This window comes from Flavobacterium sp. (genome assembly GCF_031423415.1).
In the GTDB taxonomy this organism is placed as follows: Bacteria; Bacteroidota; Bacteroidia; order Flavobacteriales; family Flavobacteriaceae; genus Flavobacterium.
Genome location: NZ_JANPFL010000031.1, coordinates 1 through 15,258 on the forward strand (window position 1 = coordinate 1; position 15,258 = coordinate 15,258).

General features: G+C 33.4%; 18 protein-coding genes and 1 pseudogene. 6 read left to right on the forward strand and 13 right to left on the reverse strand.

What is annotated here, in order from left to right:
- Positions 1-207: 207 nt before the first annotated feature.
- The 4 genes from rluF to RMO83_RS03475 all read right to left on the reverse strand — a co-directional run bounded on the left by rluF (position 208) and on the right by RMO83_RS03475 (position 3,903).
- Positions 208-1,020, reverse strand: coding sequence for a 23S rRNA pseudouridine(2604) synthase RluF (rluF, locus tag RMO83_RS03460; RefSeq protein WP_310558284.1), 813 nt, complete (start codon positions 1,018-1,020; stop codon positions 208-210).
- Between the two features lie 45 nt (positions 1,021-1,065).
- Positions 1,066-1,914: an alpha/beta hydrolase gene (locus RMO83_RS03465; protein ID WP_310558285.1), complete on the reverse strand. Its 849-nt coding sequence runs from the start codon at positions 1,912-1,914 to the stop codon at positions 1,066-1,068.
- A 104-nt stretch (positions 1,915-2,018) separates the two neighbouring features.
- Entirely contained in the window at positions 2,019-2,798 is a 780-nt protein-coding gene (locus RMO83_RS03470; protein WP_310558286.1) for a C4-type zinc ribbon domain-containing protein, read from the reverse strand.
- A 10-nt stretch (positions 2,799-2,808) separates the two neighbouring features.
- Positions 2,809-3,903, reverse strand: coding sequence for a Nif3-like dinuclear metal center hexameric protein (locus RMO83_RS03475; RefSeq protein ID WP_310558287.1), 1,095 nt, complete (start codon positions 3,901-3,903; stop codon positions 2,809-2,811).
- 80 nt (positions 3,904-3,983) lie between these two features.
- On the opposite strand from RMO83_RS03475, the gene lpxK reads away from it, so the two are divergent.
- Positions 3,984-5,009, forward strand: coding sequence for a tetraacyldisaccharide 4'-kinase (gene lpxK / locus RMO83_RS03480; RefSeq protein WP_310558288.1), 1,026 nt, complete (start codon positions 3,984-3,986; stop codon positions 5,007-5,009).
- Positions 4,981-5,793 (forward strand): purine-nucleoside phosphorylase, encoded by an 813-nt coding sequence (locus RMO83_RS03485; protein ID WP_310558289.1) that lies wholly within the window; start codon positions 4,981-4,983, stop codon positions 5,791-5,793. Before lpxK ends, RMO83_RS03485 begins: the two co-directional genes overlap by 29 nt.
- On the opposite strand, the gene gap is transcribed toward RMO83_RS03485, so the two are convergent.
- The 7 genes from gap to RMO83_RS03520 form a co-directional block, all read right to left on the reverse strand.
- A complete protein-coding gene (gap, locus tag RMO83_RS03490; RefSeq protein ID WP_310558290.1) occupies positions 5,768-6,790 on the reverse strand; it encodes a type I glyceraldehyde-3-phosphate dehydrogenase in 1,023 nt (340 codons plus the stop codon). The two genes, RMO83_RS03485 and gap, sit on opposite strands and share 26 nt — an antisense overlap.
- A 25-nt stretch (positions 6,791-6,815) precedes the next feature.
- A complete protein-coding gene (gene lipA / locus RMO83_RS03495) occupies positions 6,816-7,685 on the reverse strand; it encodes a lipoyl synthase (RefSeq protein WP_310558291.1) in 870 nt (289 codons plus the stop codon).
- 162 nt (positions 7,686-7,847) lie between these two features.
- Entirely contained in the window at positions 7,848-9,344 is a 1,497-nt protein-coding gene (locus tag RMO83_RS03500; protein WP_310558292.1) for a T9SS type A sorting domain-containing protein, read from the reverse strand.
- Between the two features lie 509 nt (positions 9,345-9,853).
- The gene (locus tag RMO83_RS03505; protein WP_310558293.1) at positions 9,854-10,228 is read right to left on the reverse strand and encodes a four-helix bundle copper-binding protein; all 375 of its coding nucleotides are present in this window, start codon (positions 10,226-10,228) and stop codon (positions 9,854-9,856) included.
- 157 nt (positions 10,229-10,385) lie between these two features.
- Entirely contained in the window at positions 10,386-10,574 is a 189-nt protein-coding gene (locus RMO83_RS03510) for a hypothetical protein (RefSeq protein ID WP_310558294.1), read from the reverse strand.
- 74 nt (positions 10,575-10,648) lie between these two features.
- On the reverse strand, positions 10,649-11,503 hold the full coding sequence (locus RMO83_RS03515; RefSeq protein ID WP_310558295.1) for an alpha/beta hydrolase: 855 nt from the start codon (positions 11,501-11,503) through the stop codon (positions 10,649-10,651).
- Between the two features lie 240 nt (positions 11,504-11,743).
- A complete protein-coding gene (locus RMO83_RS03520) occupies positions 11,744-11,920 on the reverse strand; it encodes a hypothetical protein (protein WP_310558296.1) in 177 nt (58 codons plus the stop codon).
- 325 nt (positions 11,921-12,245) lie between these two features.
- On the opposite strand from RMO83_RS03520, the gene RMO83_RS03525 reads away from it, so the two are divergent.
- On the forward strand, positions 12,246-13,121 hold the full coding sequence (locus tag RMO83_RS03525) for a hypothetical protein (protein ID WP_310558297.1): 876 nt from the start codon (positions 12,246-12,248) through the stop codon (positions 13,119-13,121).
- A gap of 99 nt (positions 13,122-13,220) precedes the next feature.
- On the opposite strand, the gene RMO83_RS03530 is transcribed toward RMO83_RS03525, so the two are convergent.
- Positions 13,221-13,610, reverse strand: a complete 390-nt coding sequence (locus RMO83_RS03530) for a hypothetical protein (protein WP_310558298.1) — start codon at positions 13,608-13,610, stop codon at positions 13,221-13,223.
- A gap of 259 nt (positions 13,611-13,869) precedes the next feature.
- On the opposite strand from RMO83_RS03530, the gene RMO83_RS03535 reads away from it, so the two are divergent.
- The 3 genes from RMO83_RS03535 to RMO83_RS03545 all read left to right on the forward strand — a co-directional run bounded on the left by RMO83_RS03535 (position 13,870) and on the right by RMO83_RS03545 (position 14,727).
- On the forward strand, positions 13,870-14,034 hold the full coding sequence (locus RMO83_RS03535) for a hypothetical protein (RefSeq protein WP_310558299.1): 165 nt from the start codon (positions 13,870-13,872) through the stop codon (positions 14,032-14,034).
- A gap of 147 nt (positions 14,035-14,181) precedes the next feature.
- Positions 14,182-14,409, forward strand: a complete 228-nt coding sequence (locus RMO83_RS03540; RefSeq protein WP_310558300.1) for a hypothetical protein — start codon at positions 14,182-14,184, stop codon at positions 14,407-14,409.
- Positions 14,410-14,562: 153 nt separating this feature from the next.
- Entirely contained in the window at positions 14,563-14,727 is a 165-nt protein-coding gene (locus RMO83_RS03545) for a hypothetical protein (protein WP_310558301.1), read from the forward strand.
- Positions 14,728-14,803: 76 nt separating this feature from the next.
- On the opposite strand, the pseudogene RMO83_RS03550 reads toward RMO83_RS03545, so the two are convergent.
- A pseudogene (locus tag RMO83_RS03550) lies at positions 14,804-15,115 on the reverse strand (DUF4328 domain-containing protein); the annotation flags it as partial.
- Between the last annotated feature and the right edge of the window lie 143 nt (positions 15,116-15,258).

Here is a 15,258-nt window from a genome sequence, read left to right on the forward strand (position 1 = left end):
TTATTTTGCCTAACATATTGCCACTTTTTTATACCGAAATATACACTTTTTGGCGATTTAAAAGTACTGTTTTCAACTGAATTTAATCACAAGTTATTAACAATCAAATTGTTAATTCATTTTTAAGGAATGACTAAATAAAAAATAATATATCAAAACCCAAGGCTAACGTCTTGGGTTTTGATTTTGTAATAATTACTAAGCTTTTTAATAACCCCCTCTTTTCTTAAATCTCGGATCGTCTCTTTTGATGAATTCGGTCCTTCGTTTGGCAGGTTCTTGTTTTGGCAAGCTGGCTTCTTCGGTTTTGCTTGAAGGTTCAATTAATTCGTTTAATTCTTTGATTTCTGCATCGGTTAAATCACGAAATCTTCCCACTGGAACATCCAATGAAATATTGATAATTCGAATGCGTTTCAGAGCCGTAACTTCATAACCCAAATACTCGCACATTCTACGAATTTGGCGGTTTAAACCTTGGGTCAATATGATTTTAAAAGTAGTTGAACTAATTTTTTCAACCTTACATTTTCGAGTAACCGTTTCCAAAATAGGAACTCCATTACTCATTTTATCAATAAAACGATCCGTTATCAGTTTATTAACTGTTACCGTATATTCTTTTTCGTGGTTGTTTCTCGCACGAAGTATTTTATTGACAATATCGCCATCATTGGTCATAAAAATTAAGCCTTCACTAGCTTTGTCTAATCGTCCAATAGGGAAAATACGAGTAGGATAATTGATATAATCCACAATATTATGGCGAACTTCCAAATTGGTGGTGCATTCAATTCCCACAGGTTTATTGAAAGCCAAATAAATCGGTTTATCTCTTTTTTCACGGATTAACTTTCCGTCAATGCGCACTTCATCGTCTGGTGAAACTTTTGTTCCCAATTCAGGAACAACTCCGTTGATTGTTACCCGACCTTCTTCAATAAATTTATCTGCTTCACGACGAGAGCAATACCCTGTTTCTCCTATGAATTTATTAAGCCGCTTTAGATTTTCTTCCATAATGCAAAAGTAATCAATTATTCTGTTTGTGATTTTTGAAAAAAGCTATTCCGTTTCAAACAAAAACTTAGCTACTTTTCTATACAAATCATCATCGTGAAGTTTGTGTCCCAAACCTTTTGTTGCTATAAAAATAACATCTTTCCAGGAGTCCGCTATTTTTTCTCCTTCGTCAAATAATACCACGTTGTCATCTATGTCGTGCGCCAATAATCCTTTTACATTGATTTTTGAGACAAATTCTTTCGAGCTAAATAAATCTAATTGCTGATTCAAAAATTGAGTGTATTTGTTTTTTAATGCTACGGTAACTTTGTTATTTATACTTAGTAATGTGGTGAAATTTTTTAAAATAATAGTAAAATCGCTTGGAGCACCTAGAATCACCATTTTTTGAATACTGGGATTTTGGTATTTGTATTGATAATACAAACTGGCTTGACCTCCCATAGAATGACCAATGATATAGCTGGGTTGGTATTTTTTGGCAGCAATATCAATAAATTCGGCATATTTGGGAACAGTAAATTCTTTTCCGCTAGACAATCCTTGGGCTGGTCCATCTATGGCGATAATTGTGCTTCCAGATTTTTTTAAATAAGGCAACATTTTTTTCCATCTTGACGAATTGCTTTCCCATCCGTGAATTAATAATATAACAGTATCATTTCCTTTCCAAATGTAGGTTTGAATGACATCTTCATTATGATATATTGTTTCTGATTGCGCATCTTCAAGTGTTTTAGGAAGGTTTTCAAAAGTGAATTTGCCTTTTCTAGGTTCACTAAAATAACCGTGTGCCATTTGAGTCGCTTTTTTTGGTGCTATAAAACTCACTATATTTATATAGGAGCCAATCGATTTAGTCAGCAAAAAATAAAATATCTTTTTCATAGAATTTCGAATTTCAAGCAAAAGGTATTAAAAATAAAAGTCCGCATTGCGGACTAAATATAGCATAAAAAAAGTCCCGATTGGTATCGGGACTTACATATTTTTTAGAATTTAGTAAAGAGCTGTTCCATTTTTACTTTTTCTTCCTCAGCCAAAACGCTGTCAACTAAAATCCTTCCTGAATGTTCATCAGTAATGATTTTTTTTCTTGCAGCAATCTCTACTTGAGTTTGAGGCGGAATCGTAAAGAATGACCCAGCAGATGCTCCTCTTTCGATTGAAACAACGGCCAATCCGTTGCGAACGCTAAAACGAATTCTATCATAAGCTGCTAAAAGTCTAGCTTCGATTAAATCTCTATATTCAGACGATTTATTCGATAAAAAAGCTTCCTCTTTGGCAGTTTCAGACATAATGTCGTCTAACTCTGTTTTTTTATGTTTTAAGTGATTTGATTTAGTTTCTAATCTCTCTTTTGACTGAGCAATGATTTCTTTCTTGTGTTCTATAGAAGCTTTCATTTCTTTGATTTGCTTCTCGGCCAATTGAATTTCTAATTCTTGAAACTCAACTTCTTTAGTCAAAGAGTTGAATTCTCTATTGTTTCGAACAGAATCTTGTTGTTTGGTGTATCTTTTGATAGCCTCTTTGTGCTCATCAATTGAGTTTTTCTTAATTTTGATAAGGTCTTCAATAGTTTCAAGATCTTTTTTCAATTTCTCTGAACGTGTGCTCAATCCTGCAACTTCATCTTCTAAATCTTCTACTTCAAGAGGAAGTTCACCTCTCACGTTTCTAATTTCGTCAATTCTAGAGTCAATCAATTGTAAATCGTAAATTGCTCTTAATTTGTCTTCAACACTCAATTCTTTAGTAGTCGCCATATTCTATTGTCTATAAGTACTTAACTGGATTTGTATTTTCTTCTGATAAAACGATTGCAAAATTAAGGATTTTTTTCCTAAGAAAATCAACAATATAATTTTTTGTGTAACGTTCGCTTTCAAAATGTCCAATATCAGCCAAAATTAACTGATTTTCAGCTTCATAAAATTGATGATACTTTAAATCTGCTGTCAAAAAAATATCTGCGCCAGCTTGAATCACATTTTTTATGGCAAAACTTCCAGAACCTCCAAGCACGGCAACTTTTTTTATTGGCTTGCCTAAAAATGCACTGTGCCTTATTCCATTAGCCTGCATTTTGTCTTTGACGAACTGTAGAAAATCTTTTTCATCCATTTGAACGGGCAATTCGCCAATCATACCCAATCCAATATTCTGATTTTTGTTCTGTAAATCATAAATTTCATAAGCCACTTCTTCATAAACGTGATTTTTGAAAAGCGCATTTAGAATTTTGTTTTCCAAATGTTTTTCGAAAGTCACTTCGATTTTGATTTCCTCAGTTTCCATAAATTCAAACCGTTCGCCAATTTCGGGATTGCTATGTTCATTGCCCATATAAGTTCCTATTCCTTTCGAATTGAAACTGCAATTTTCGTAATTGCCAATATTTCCCGCACCACTATCAAATAAAGCGTTTCGGAGTTTGTCTGCATTTTCTGGAATGGTATACGTTACTAATTTCCGAATGAAATTTGGCTTTGGAATCAGGATTTTTGTTTTTGTCAATCCAAGTGCATTAGCAAATATTTTATTCACGCCCTCTTGATGGTTGTCCAATGCAGTGTGAACGGCATAGATCGCAATGTCATTTTTTATCGCTTTTATAACGGCTCTTTCTACATAGTTTTTGCCCGTGATTTTCTTCAATCCAGAGAACAAAATAGGATGAAAACAAACAACCAAATTGCATTTTTTAGCAATTGCTTCGTCAATCACACTTTCCAAAGCATCGTGACAAACCAAAACTCCAGTTCCTTCCCAATCTTGATTTCCAACCAATAAACCCACATTGTCAAAATCCTCGGCATAAGCGAGTGGCGCCATTTCTTCGAGTACGGAAATTATTTCTTTGATCTTCATTTTTTATTTTTTCGAATAAACAAAGTTAGGAATTAATAACTCAACTTTTTTATAATGATAAAATAGTATACTTTCGTATTATGAATTTACTCCGAAAAATCCTCTTTCCTTTCGCCATTTTGTATGGATTCATTACCAGTATTCGGAATTTTCTTTTTGACAAAGCTATTTTTAAATCCTATTCTTTTGATATTCCAATTATTGCGGTTGGAAATCTAAGTGTAGGCGGCACCGGAAAAACTCCTCAGATTGAATATTTAATTCGGTTGCTTTCGCCAAAATTTAAGGTTGCAACGTTAAGTCGAGGTTATAAAAGACAGTCAGAAGGTTATGTTTTGGCTGATTCCAGTTCGAATGTTGCAATTCTTGGCGACGAACCTTTCCAGTTTTATACAAAATTCAAAGACATTCAAGTCGCAGTGGATACTGATAGAAAAAACGGTATTGAAAAATTGCTTTCGCAACCAGAAAAGCCGGAAGTTATTTTGCTGGACGATGCTTTCCAACATAGGAAAGTAAAAGCAGGACTTTATATTTTGCTAACTTCTTACGGCGACTTGTATTCAGATGATTTTATGTTGCCAACAGGAAATCTGAGAGAGAGTAGAAGTGGAGCCAAAAGAGCAAATGTAGTTATTGTTACAAAATGTCCTGCGACTCTTTCGCTTAACGAACACGAGAAAATAAAAACCAAATTAAAATTGGATGTCAATCAACATTTATATTTCTCCTTTATTGATTTTGATGATTCTGTTTATTCAGAAAACACTTCGATGAAAGTGAGCGAAGTCAAGACTGTTGATAAATTACTTTTAGCAGGAATTGCAAAACCTGAGCCTTTTTTTGGATATTTGCAAAACAAAAATGATGAAAAGTTGCTTTATCCTGACCACCATCATTTTACAGAAAACGATATTAATGCTATTAAAAATAAATCACAAAACAAGATAATCATTACCACCGAAAAAGATTTCGTGAGATTAAAAGATTCAATTCCTAAAGAGAAATTGTTCTATTTGCCCATACGAAGTTCATTTCTTTCTGCTGGAGAAAATTTTGATAAAACCATTACAAATTATGTGGGAACAAGTACAAGAAACCGTTAGTTTTATAAAAGAAAAAACCAATTTCACTCCTGAATATGGTGTGATTCTAGGCTCAGGATTGGGTAGTTTTACTGATGATATTCAAATCGAATTTACTTTGCCGTATAGCGAAATTCGAAATTTTCCAGTTTCTACAGTGCAAGGACACAAGGGAGCTTTGGTTTTTGGAACGATTGGCGACAAAAAAGTCGTTGCGATGCAAGGTCGATTTCATTTTTATGAAGGGTATTCTATGAAAGAAGTGACTTTTCCGGTTCGTGTAATGAAATATTTAGGAGTCGAAAAATTAGTAGTTTCTAATGCATCTGGCGGCGTAAATCCTAATTATGAAGTAGGTTCAATTGTCATTTTGAAAGATCAAATCAATATGATGCCAGAACATCCGTTGCGTGGCAAAAATGACGAACGTTTTGGTCCTCGCTTTTTAAATATGAGTGAGCCTTTTTCTAATAATATGATTTCTATGGCAAAAGCTATTGCCAAAAAACTTAAAATTAAAGTTCAAGATGGTATTTATCTTGGACTTCAAGGACCAACTTTTGAAACGTTAGCCGAATATAAAATGGTGAAAATTCTGGGAGCTGATTGTGTAGGAATGTCAACCGTTCCGGAAGTTATTGTGGCTCGTCATATGGATATGGAATGCTTTGGATTATCTGTAATAACCGATATGGGCAACGAGGAAAATATAGAATCTGTTTCGCATGATGAAGTTCTAGAAGCAGCCAAAAAAGCAGAACCCAATGTTAGAAGTTTGATTAAGGAATTGATTTTAAAATATTAGGATTGATTAAAATGATTAAATCAATAATTCGAGAGGAATAACCGATTTCATTATCATACCATCCCACGACTTTTACCATTTTATCAATAACTGAAGTCAGTTGGGCATCAAACAAACAGGAATTCCTGTTGCCAATAATATCTACAGAAACTATTGGATCTTCTGTGTAATCCAAGATGCCTTTTAAATTCATTTGGGAAGCCAATTTAAAAGTTGCATTTATTTCCTCGATTGTCACAGCACGTTTTACATTAAAAGTAATGTCAGTTAATGAACCATCTGGTACGGGAACGCGAATACCGCAACCTCCAATTTTACCTTCAAATTCGGGAAAAATTTTGGTCAATGCTTTGGCTGCACCAGTTGTTGTAGGAACTATTGACTGGCTTGCACCACGAGCGCGACGCAAATCTTTGTGCGGCTGATCGTGAAGACTTTGGTCAGTTGTGTATGAATGAATAGTGGTGATGTACGCTTGTTCGATGCCACAAAGTTCGTTGATTATTTTTATCATCGGAGCGGCATTATTAGTCGTGCAACTGGCATTGGAAATAATAGTTTCGGTTCCATCCAAAATGTGGTCGTTGACACCCAAAACTACTGTTTTTATTTCTTCAACTTCAGAAGGAGCAGAGAGAATTACTTTTTTGGCTCCAGCCAAAATATGAGCGTTGATTTCGTCGAAAGTTCTATATTTTCCAGTCGATTCAACAACAATATCAATATTTGCTGATTTCCAATCTAGGTTTGAAATTTTTTTCTCGTTGAAAAACAAAAAATGTTTTCCTTCGACAATAATTCCTTTTTCATCGTGAGAAACTTTGAAAGGTAAAACTCCGTGAATGCTGTCGTATTTAATCAAATGCGCCATCGTTCTGGTGTCGGCGATGTCGTTAATTGCAACAACTTCAATGGAAGGATGGTTGAGAAGCAAACGAAATAAATTTCGCCCAATGCGTCCAAAACCGTTTATGGCAATTCTTGTTTTTTGAGTCATTAAATACTGATTACTGAACACTCTTTTAAAGAATATGCTTTTGTGCTTTATAAGAAGAACGAACCAATGGTCCACTTTCCACGTGGCGAAAGCCCAGTTCCAAACCAAAAGTTTCATATTTGGCAAATTGTTCCGGCGTTATAAATTCTTTGACTGGCAGATGTTTTTTACTTGGTTGTAAGTATTGACCAATGGTCACGATGTCTACTTTAGCATTGTATAAATCTTGCATCGTTTGGAGAACTTCCTCTTCGGTTTCACCAAGACCCAACATAATTCCTGATTTGGTTCTGTTGATTCCTTGTTCTTTCAAGTATTTCAAAACTTCCAGACTTCGGTCGTATTTGGCTTGAATTCTTACTTCACGGGTTAATCTGCGAACAGTTTCTACGTTGTGTGACACTACTTCTGGATTCGCTTCGACGATGCGGTCTATATTTCTTTCGATTCCTTGAAAATCCGGAATTAGAGTTTCCAAAGTCGTATTTGGATTCATTCTTCGAATGGCTTTTATTGTTTCTATCCAAATAATAGAACCACCATCTTTCAAATCATCTCGATCCACGCTCGTAATTACAGCGTGTTTGATGTTCATTATTTTTATCGAACGCGCTACTTTCTCCGGTTCATCCCAATCCACGGTTTCAGGTCTTCCGGTTTTTACGCCGCAAAATCCACAAGAACGCGTACAAATATTTCCCAAAATCATAAACGTCGCCGTTCCTTCACCCCAGCATTCACCCATATTCGGACAACTTCCGGAAGTGCAAATGGTGTTTAGCTTGTATTTATCCACTAAACCACGAAGTTCAGTATATTTTTGACCTATCGGAAGTTTTACTCGCAACCATTTTGGTTTGGCTACTGGTAATATATTTTCTAAAACAGATTCCATAAAGTATTTTTTGAAAGGGCAAATATAAGTAAAGTAGATTTAGGAATTGTGAAATTGGTGTCCAAAACTTTGCATCTATTTATCAGACGCTGTTAAGATACTTTTGGTTGTGTTAACTACTACAAAAACTAGCGCTAACAAGGAACGTTTGTATATTAAATGCTACTTTTTTAAAAATTTATTTATATAGCTTTGAGCGTCCGTTTTGATTTGAATAATGTAAGTTCCTCGGGATAGATTTTCAACCGAAATGATATTGGTATTTTGCTTTTTTTGAGTTATAATTTTACCATTTATATCTGTTATAACAATTTCCTTTTCTTGATTTGAATTAGGCAAAGTAAGATGTAGAAAATCAGAAACTGGATTTGGATGCAATGTAAAATAATCCATATTAAAGTTGTTGTTTTGTAAAGTTTCTGATACTAGTTTTACAATCCAAGCATCCGATTTGCCTTTTGTTTGGGTTACATCTCCGTCGATCGAAGTAGTCGTGCCGACTAAAATAACTTCTCCTAAAGATGATAAAGTCATAGCATAAGGAATATCTCCACCAGATCCTCCCATAGTTTTTTGCCATATTAATTTTCCATTTTTATCAAATTTTACTAGCCAAAAATCGCCACTTCCTTTATAATTGGTCACATCTCCATCAGTTGAATAGGTTACGCCACAAGTTAAAAAACCTCCATCAGTTGTCAATGCAACTGCTCTACCAAGTTCATAACCAGAGCCACCATAAGAAGTTTGCCAAATAATGGTACCAGCGTTGTTTATTTTAGCAATCCAAGAATCACCTCCAAGTCCTTCTCCATATCCAATCATTATATATTCATTCAAACTCGGAATATATTGCATTGCCATTACTCCATTTTCATAACATTTTTGCCATTCAATAGCTCCGCTAGTATTTAATTTGACAATCCATCCACAATACCCTACTGATGTTTTTATTACATCACCATTTGTAGAATCGGTTCTACCGCTGACTATACACCCGCCGTCATTAGTAACCAAAAGATCCATTGGTTGGTCATTTTGAGAGCCGCCCACTATTTTTTGCCAAATTAAGTCTCCATCAGCATTCAATTTTACAATCCAGAAATCTTGATTTCCTTTTGCAGTTGTTATATCTCCATCTGTTGAATTTGTTACTCCAGCAATAATATAGCCACCATCTTGCGTTTGCTTGATCTTATTTGCCTCTTCGGATCCTGAACCTCCGTATGTTTTTTGCCATTCGATAACTCCAGACGCGCTTAATTTAACAATCCAGTAATCACTATTTCCTTTATTTAGCGACACATCATTGTCATTTGAACTTGTAAATCCGGCTACAATGAAGCCTAAATCACTTGTTTCTGCAATGCTGTAGGCCTTGTCATTTTTAGTTCCTCCTAATGATCTTTGCCATTGAATAACGCCAGAAGCATTCATTTTTACAACCCAAAAGTTAAATCTACCATTATTATTTGCTCCGGTATCTCCATATGCTGAATTGGTTTCTCCTGCAAAAACGATTCCGCCGTCAGAGGTTGCTACCGCAGCATTTGCAACATCAAATTCAGTACCGCCTAAAGATTTTTGCCATTGTATAGTTGGTGCTTGGGCAAAGCAAATAATCGATGAAAACAGCGTAATAAAAATATAATTTTTCATAATAAAAAGTTTTATGTTCAAACGTTAAACATTTATTTATAGTTAATTATGCTTTTGAATTCGCATCTATTTGAATTCGCTTTATTGATATTTCAATAATTGCATTAATTTATAAACAAATCTAATTAAAATTTTTATTTTTTAAATTGAAAGATATTTTTTTTAACTTTTTGATAATGAAAATTTTAAGAAAGTAGCTTTTTGAATAAGCGTACAAATAAGTTGTAAAATAAGTTGCCAAAGTTGTAATGGTATTTTGACGTGGTTACAAATTCAGGAGTTGATTACCCACGTTTTTTGAGGTGGCGAAATGGAGTAATTAGCAATTGAACAAATGCATAAAACCCGTCAAGGTTTTAAATTCTTGAAGGGTTTTAAATTTTAATGGTTTTTTCAATCTTCTGATTTTCGAAACTTTGCTTTAATGGAAAAAATTTGAGCGTTATTTTTGTAATGTACTATTGAGGCAAAAAAGGAACGTTCGCGCTAATTTGAAATCACAAACAGTATTAGTTTGCTTTACTTGGGAAGAAATCCACGTGTTCAGATTGCAAGTTGTTTGATTTGCTCATCTGGTTGCAGTCCGCAGCACATTTACGACAAGCTTCTGCACATTTTATACAATGTTCCAAGTGGGTATGTTTTCCACATTTGTCAGCGCAAGCGGTACAAATCTCTGCACATAAGGCACGAAACTTATTTACAAAATTGATGGTGTGTTCGTCTGACCGTGACATAAAAGCGACTGCCATTCGGCACATATCTGCACAAAAACGATTGAGTGCAATACACCTAGATTGCAGGGTAGCATCGGGTTCGTTTAAACAAGCGGTCGCACAATGTTCGCATTCGGCTGCACAATCGTTGCAGGCATCAATACACACTTTGAATTTTTTGGTGACTCATCTTTTCTAGATTTAGCTTTGCAAATGATTTTTTGCAACTGCTCAAAGTTGAGTTAAATACTAAGAAGGATTGTTATATAATTTTGGCAATAAGTTGTATGATTCACATATTTAGTCTTCCACTTCGCACACGGGATTACTTTTCAGGCTGGTTATTTCCATTGAGCATAAAATAAATAGAAAGTACAAATACAATTAGATAAAGAACATCTAAAATCGGGTCTTTCAACGTGAAAGTTTTAAAATCGCTGTGTTTGAATAATGTCAAACCTAAAGTAAATGCGATAAAGGCAAAAAACCAGTTTATTCCTTTTTTATTATCCATGATTTATATTTTTGTTTACGAAGTTAATAAATTTTTCGGTTGCTTCACTAAGTCTTCCAACCTTGAACAGCCCGTTATTTTTGTTTTAGTAACCATTGTACTAATTCGTCATTATCCACGATACTCCAAGAATGTGGATGTCTTCTATTGTCCGGTTTTCTGTACCCTTTATTTTGAGTTGTTAGTAATACTGCATTTTGATTTCCAAGTCTATTAAGTTCATTAATCATTGCTGAACATTCGGTTGCATTCATACTCGTAAAGTCGGCTCCACGCTCTGTCAACCACCAATTGATGTCAGGTATTGTATAAATTCGCAAAGGAATATTGGATAGTTTTTTAATTTCGGTTTGTGTCGTATCAGAAAATGAATAAGGTGAAATTGAATAATACGCCGCTAAATGTGTAGCAGGATTTCCGCCCGTTTCTTTTTCAAGTCTGTCAATCATATACCTATTTTCTGGATTGGCTTCGTTGTCATTGGAAAGTCGAATATCTCTTTTTGCGGAATTATAAAACCGTTCAAAGTCGAGTGGTGGGTCAACCGCAAAAACTGCTGTTGGTTTAATTGCTGCGTTTTCGGCATATTTAATCGCACAACTTCCCCCAATTGAAAATCCACCAACATAAAATTTTTTGTCAATAAGTTGGTGTTTAGCAGTTACATCTTTAAGAATTCTGTCAAAAGTTTGTTGGCTTGAACTGTCTACACCAAAAGACAAAACTCCGTCTTGAAAAGTGGGAATAATGGTCAAAATACCATGTAAGGCTAATTTGTTAGGTAAGTCGGTTTGTTGTAAAACATCTTCTGCTGTTTCACCAAAACCTGGTATTAGAAAAAGATATCCTGCATAAGGAAGTTTAGGCGGATAGAGTAGGGTGTAACAGTTTTTTGTTGTGTCTTTTTCATCCAAAAAAACTTTCTCCATTTTTGGGCTGTGCGCTTTCTGTGCATTGCAATTAATACCGAAAAGTAAAAAAGTCAGAAGTAGTATAACAAGTCTATTCATAATTATTTTTACTTGTTTAAAGTGTGTCTTTGCTCTACGAAGTCTCCTGACTTTAGCTATTCTACTATGCAACAAAAACAAATCAAAAGATAAGTTGCTGAAGATCGCGTGTTTGATCATAGTGGGTACGAAGCCGGGAGACTTAACACAGCTGCGTTTTTAGTCAGAAACCAAACTTTCTAAATAAGCTAAAAATCGAGAAATAATTCCTCTTTTCTCGGACACATAATCTTTTTTTGCAGCTAGCTCATCAAAAGCTCTAAAAGTTGAAACGAAAAAGCTGATAAAGCAAATTATAACGAGGCCCGTGAATATTAATATATCTAAATTTTCCATCTATTTTTTTAATTTTAGATTAAAGAAAATCAATAACCCCACAATTGTTGGTGGCCAAAGACCGATAAATACGGCTCTTTCAAAATTTTTTTGGACTAAATAAATATATTCAGAAATAAAAATTAAGCAAATAACGACGAGTAAAATAAAAAGTTCTGATTTTTTGAATTTTGTAAACATAAGTAATTTTTTTATTTAAATATTTTCTTAACAGTTGTTAATCAATTTGATTAACTAATTTGTGTAAATTTACTAATTAATTTTAATTTACAACTGTTTAATGTTGTTTTATTTTTATTAAACAAAATTATATACTCCCAACAAAATGGTAAACTATCTGTATAATTATTTTTTGTCTGAAAAAGTAAAGGAAAGAAGCGAAAAAATCATAATCTATGTTGCGATTACGAGTTTTCTTCTGCATTTGGTACTGATAGGTTTGGCAGATCTTAATGTACTATCGATTAGTGATCATTCAAAATTATTGAGTAATCCTATATCTGCTATTTATACGCCATTTTCATTTATCCTGATTTATGAAGTTTATTTGTTGCTCTATTATTTGCCCAAATCGACCTCAATATACATCGGAAAACAATATGAAATAATTTCATTAATTGTGATACGAAGAATTTTTAAAGATTTATCCAATTTAGAATTTTCGACGAACTGGTTTTCAATAAAAAGCGATATTTTATTCACTTTTGATCTGGTCGCTATACTTTTGATGTTTTATTTAATCTATATTTTCTATAGGGGTATCAAAAGCGGCAGTCTAATTGAAACTGAAATCATTAAACCAGATCTTATAAAATTTATTTCTTTAAAAAAGACAATTGCCACTTTGTTAGTTCCTGTTTTTTTAGCATTGTCTGTTTATAGTCTGGGACATTGGTTGTATGAAAGTTTCTTTTCTGTGACTAAAATTGTGACAGATATTAAAGACATCAATAAAGTATTTTTTGATGATTTTTTCACAATATTAATACTTGTCGATGTCCTTTTACTCTTATTTTCTTTTTTACATTCCGATAAATTCAATAGTGTAATTAGAAATTCTGGGTTTATAATTTCAACTATTTTGATAAAACTATCCTTCAATACCGAAGGAATAGTAAACATTGTCCTTATTATTTTAGCAATAGTTTTTGGAGTTATTATTTTAACAATTCATAATTTGTATGAAAGTGCTGAAAAATAAAGACTATGTTGGTATGTTTTTAGTGCGAAATTTTGCTAGTAAACGACAGCAGAATATTCGGTTTTTCACCTAAATCGATTAGCACGGGAAAGGAATCTTTCACATCCTTTCCATGATTAAAGTTTTGTCATCGAGCGTTTTTATTTTCCATTTTATATCTTGCAGTCCAATTCCGTTATTGATGGTAACAATTAAAATGGAGTCTGTTCTTGTCCAACTGCCTTTAAAATCAGAAAAAACTAATGGTGGAGTGCCACACCAGCCAGAACTTCTCTCTACACATTGACTTTCTGCTAAAAATGACATTCCATACTCATCCGATTTCAGTGAACTGGCTCTCGTTAGCTGAATCTGTGTTTCGGTGTAAACAGGATTGATCCAATGACCTATTAATTTGTTGGATTCATCAATTGGAATGGTTTCGTTTTGTGAACATCCCATAGTGGTAACTAGTACTAATAATAGAACCGTTTTTAGAATTGTTTTCATAATTATAATTTTTTAATTATTCTTTCATTTTATTGCCAGCTTTTGTTAATTTCAGTTGGGTAGTGGCAATCACCAACTGACTTCCCTTCGGACTTCGTACAACGGGTTAGCGATTGTCAAACAAATATATAAATAATTATAATATTATTAAAAATGATGCAACTGATTCTGTAGAGTCAATAACGACAATAAATAAAGCCGTTTTTTTTTATTTTCTTACTCTATGTGTACTATTTGATTTTTTTGTAGATTTGTCATTATGAAAGATATTTCAAATACTAACCAAAGAATAGCATTTGCTTTAGAGCAAATGAAAAAAGCAATGCCTACAGTTAAGGAACAAGTTGCTGTTTATGAAAAAAACCTCAAATTGGGTAAAAACCAAAAAAAGCCTAATGTAGCTCCACAATTTAAGAATTTCTAAGCCTGTTTTGCTTATTATAGCAGGGTGTAATGGGTCTGGAAAATCAACTTTTTCTAAACTTCTAGACCTGAAAGAATGTTTACAGCCCACTAAAATGTAAAAATTCAAAACCTATTTTTATTTTTTATATCTTTGAAAAAAAGTATTATGCAAGCGTATCGATTTGAAACCAGGATTTCTAAAAAAGGAACAATACAATTGCCTTTCAATCAACAATTAGTCGATAGAGAAGTCGAAATCATTATATTTCCAAAGCAGGATTTAAAACCAAATAAAAATGCCCCAATTGATTTTATCAATAAATGGGCTGGTTTTCTATCTAATGTTGATACAGAGGATGCAAAGTTTCAGTATTTGAGTGAAAAACTACAATAAGTTAAGAGGCTGTTTTTATTTTTATCGTCCATTTGTACTATTTAATTTTTTTCTAAATTTGTGATTATGAAATCGCCACTAAACAAAGAGTTTGTTGCAAACAATAAAAAGGCGATACCATATATGACCGCTTAAAAATCAATATTTACATATATGAAAGATATTTCAAATACTAATCAAAGAGTGCAATTTGCTTTAGAGCAAATGAAAAAAGCAATGCCTTTAGTTAAGGTACAAGTGGCTGTTTATGAAAAAAACCTCAAATTGGGTAAAAATCAAAAAAATCCTGCTGTAGGGCCACAATTCAAGAATGTTTAAGCCTGTTTTGCTTATTATAGAAGGGTTCGAAAACACGATATCTCTTACAGCTGGGTTTTTTTCATATCAATAAATTTTATTCTGTTATTTTTACTTTATGCATTAATGGTTCCAGTTTGCTATAATCCGTAATGATATTTATCGTAATTATTGCTAATACTATTCCAATAGTATTGGAGATTATTTGACCAATTGTACTCCTAGTCAATTCATCAATTGTTTCGGCTTTCAAGGAGTATTTAAAAACAAATCGTCCAACAAACCAATCAATAATCCAAAATGTCCACCATAAACCCAAGGAAGCTATTGATAAGTGCTCTGTTGTATGCACCTCATTTCTTTTTAAAAAGAAATGGGTTGCCTGAAACAATTCTTTCATGATTTGATAGGGTCTAAATAGTCAACCCTTAAAAAGAGCTATTTTTAATTTCCACAAAAATAGGAATATTATTTTCAGGATAGAAGTTGAACAAATAATTAAGCCAAAAAACAATTTGTTCCTTGATTTGGTTGAATCGGAGCTTAAAATTG

Coding starts and splice junctions, on each gene's coding strand:
- RMO83_RS03465 (WP_310558285.1), bottom strand. CDS start 1,914: ATGAAAAAGATATTTTATTTTTTGCTGACTAAATCGATTGGCTCCTAT.
- gap (WP_310558290.1), bottom strand. CDS start 6,790: ATGACTCAAAAAACAAGAATTGCCATAAACGGTTTTGGACGCATTGGG.
- RMO83_RS03470 (WP_310558286.1), bottom strand. CDS start 2,798: ATGGCGACTACTAAAGAATTGAGTGTTGAAGACAAATTAAGAGCAATT.
- RMO83_RS03530 (WP_310558298.1), bottom strand. CDS start 13,610: ATGAAAACAATTCTAAAAACGGTTCTATTATTAGTACTAGTTACCACT.
- rluF (WP_310558284.1), bottom strand. CDS start 1,020: ATGGAAGAAAATCTAAAGCGGCTTAATAAATTCATAGGAGAAACAGGG.
- RMO83_RS03535 (WP_310558299.1), top strand. CDS start 13,870: ATGAAAGATATTTCAAATACTAACCAAAGAATAGCATTTGCTTTAGAG.
- RMO83_RS03475 (WP_310558287.1), bottom strand. CDS start 3,903: ATGAAGATCAAAGAAATAATTTCCGTACTCGAAGAAATGGCGCCACTC.
- RMO83_RS03515 (WP_310558295.1), bottom strand. CDS start 11,503: ATGGAGAAAGTTTTTTTGGATGAAAAAGACACAACAAAAAACTGTTAC.
- RMO83_RS03545 (WP_310558301.1), top strand. CDS start 14,563: ATGAAAGATATTTCAAATACTAATCAAAGAGTGCAATTTGCTTTAGAG.
- RMO83_RS03525 (WP_310558297.1), top strand. CDS start 12,246: ATGGTAAACTATCTGTATAATTATTTTTTGTCTGAAAAAGTAAAGGAA.
- lipA (WP_310558291.1), bottom strand. CDS start 7,685: ATGGAATCTGTTTTAGAAAATATATTACCAGTAGCCAAACCAAAATGG.
- RMO83_RS03485 (WP_310558289.1), top strand. CDS start 4,981: ATGTGGGAACAAGTACAAGAAACCGTTAGTTTTATAAAAGAAAAAACC.
- lpxK (WP_310558288.1), top strand. CDS start 3,984: ATGAATTTACTCCGAAAAATCCTCTTTCCTTTCGCCATTTTGTATGGA.
- RMO83_RS03520 (WP_310558296.1), bottom strand. CDS start 11,920: ATGGAAAATTTAGATATATTAATATTCACGGGCCTCGTTATAATTTGC.
- RMO83_RS03540 (WP_310558300.1), top strand. CDS start 14,182: ATGCAAGCGTATCGATTTGAAACCAGGATTTCTAAAAAAGGAACAATA.
- RMO83_RS03500 (WP_310558292.1), bottom strand. CDS start 9,344: ATGAAAAATTATATTTTTATTACGCTGTTTTCATCGATTATTTGCTTT.
- RMO83_RS03510 (WP_310558294.1), bottom strand. CDS start 10,574: ATGGATAATAAAAAAGGAATAAACTGGTTTTTTGCCTTTATCGCATTT.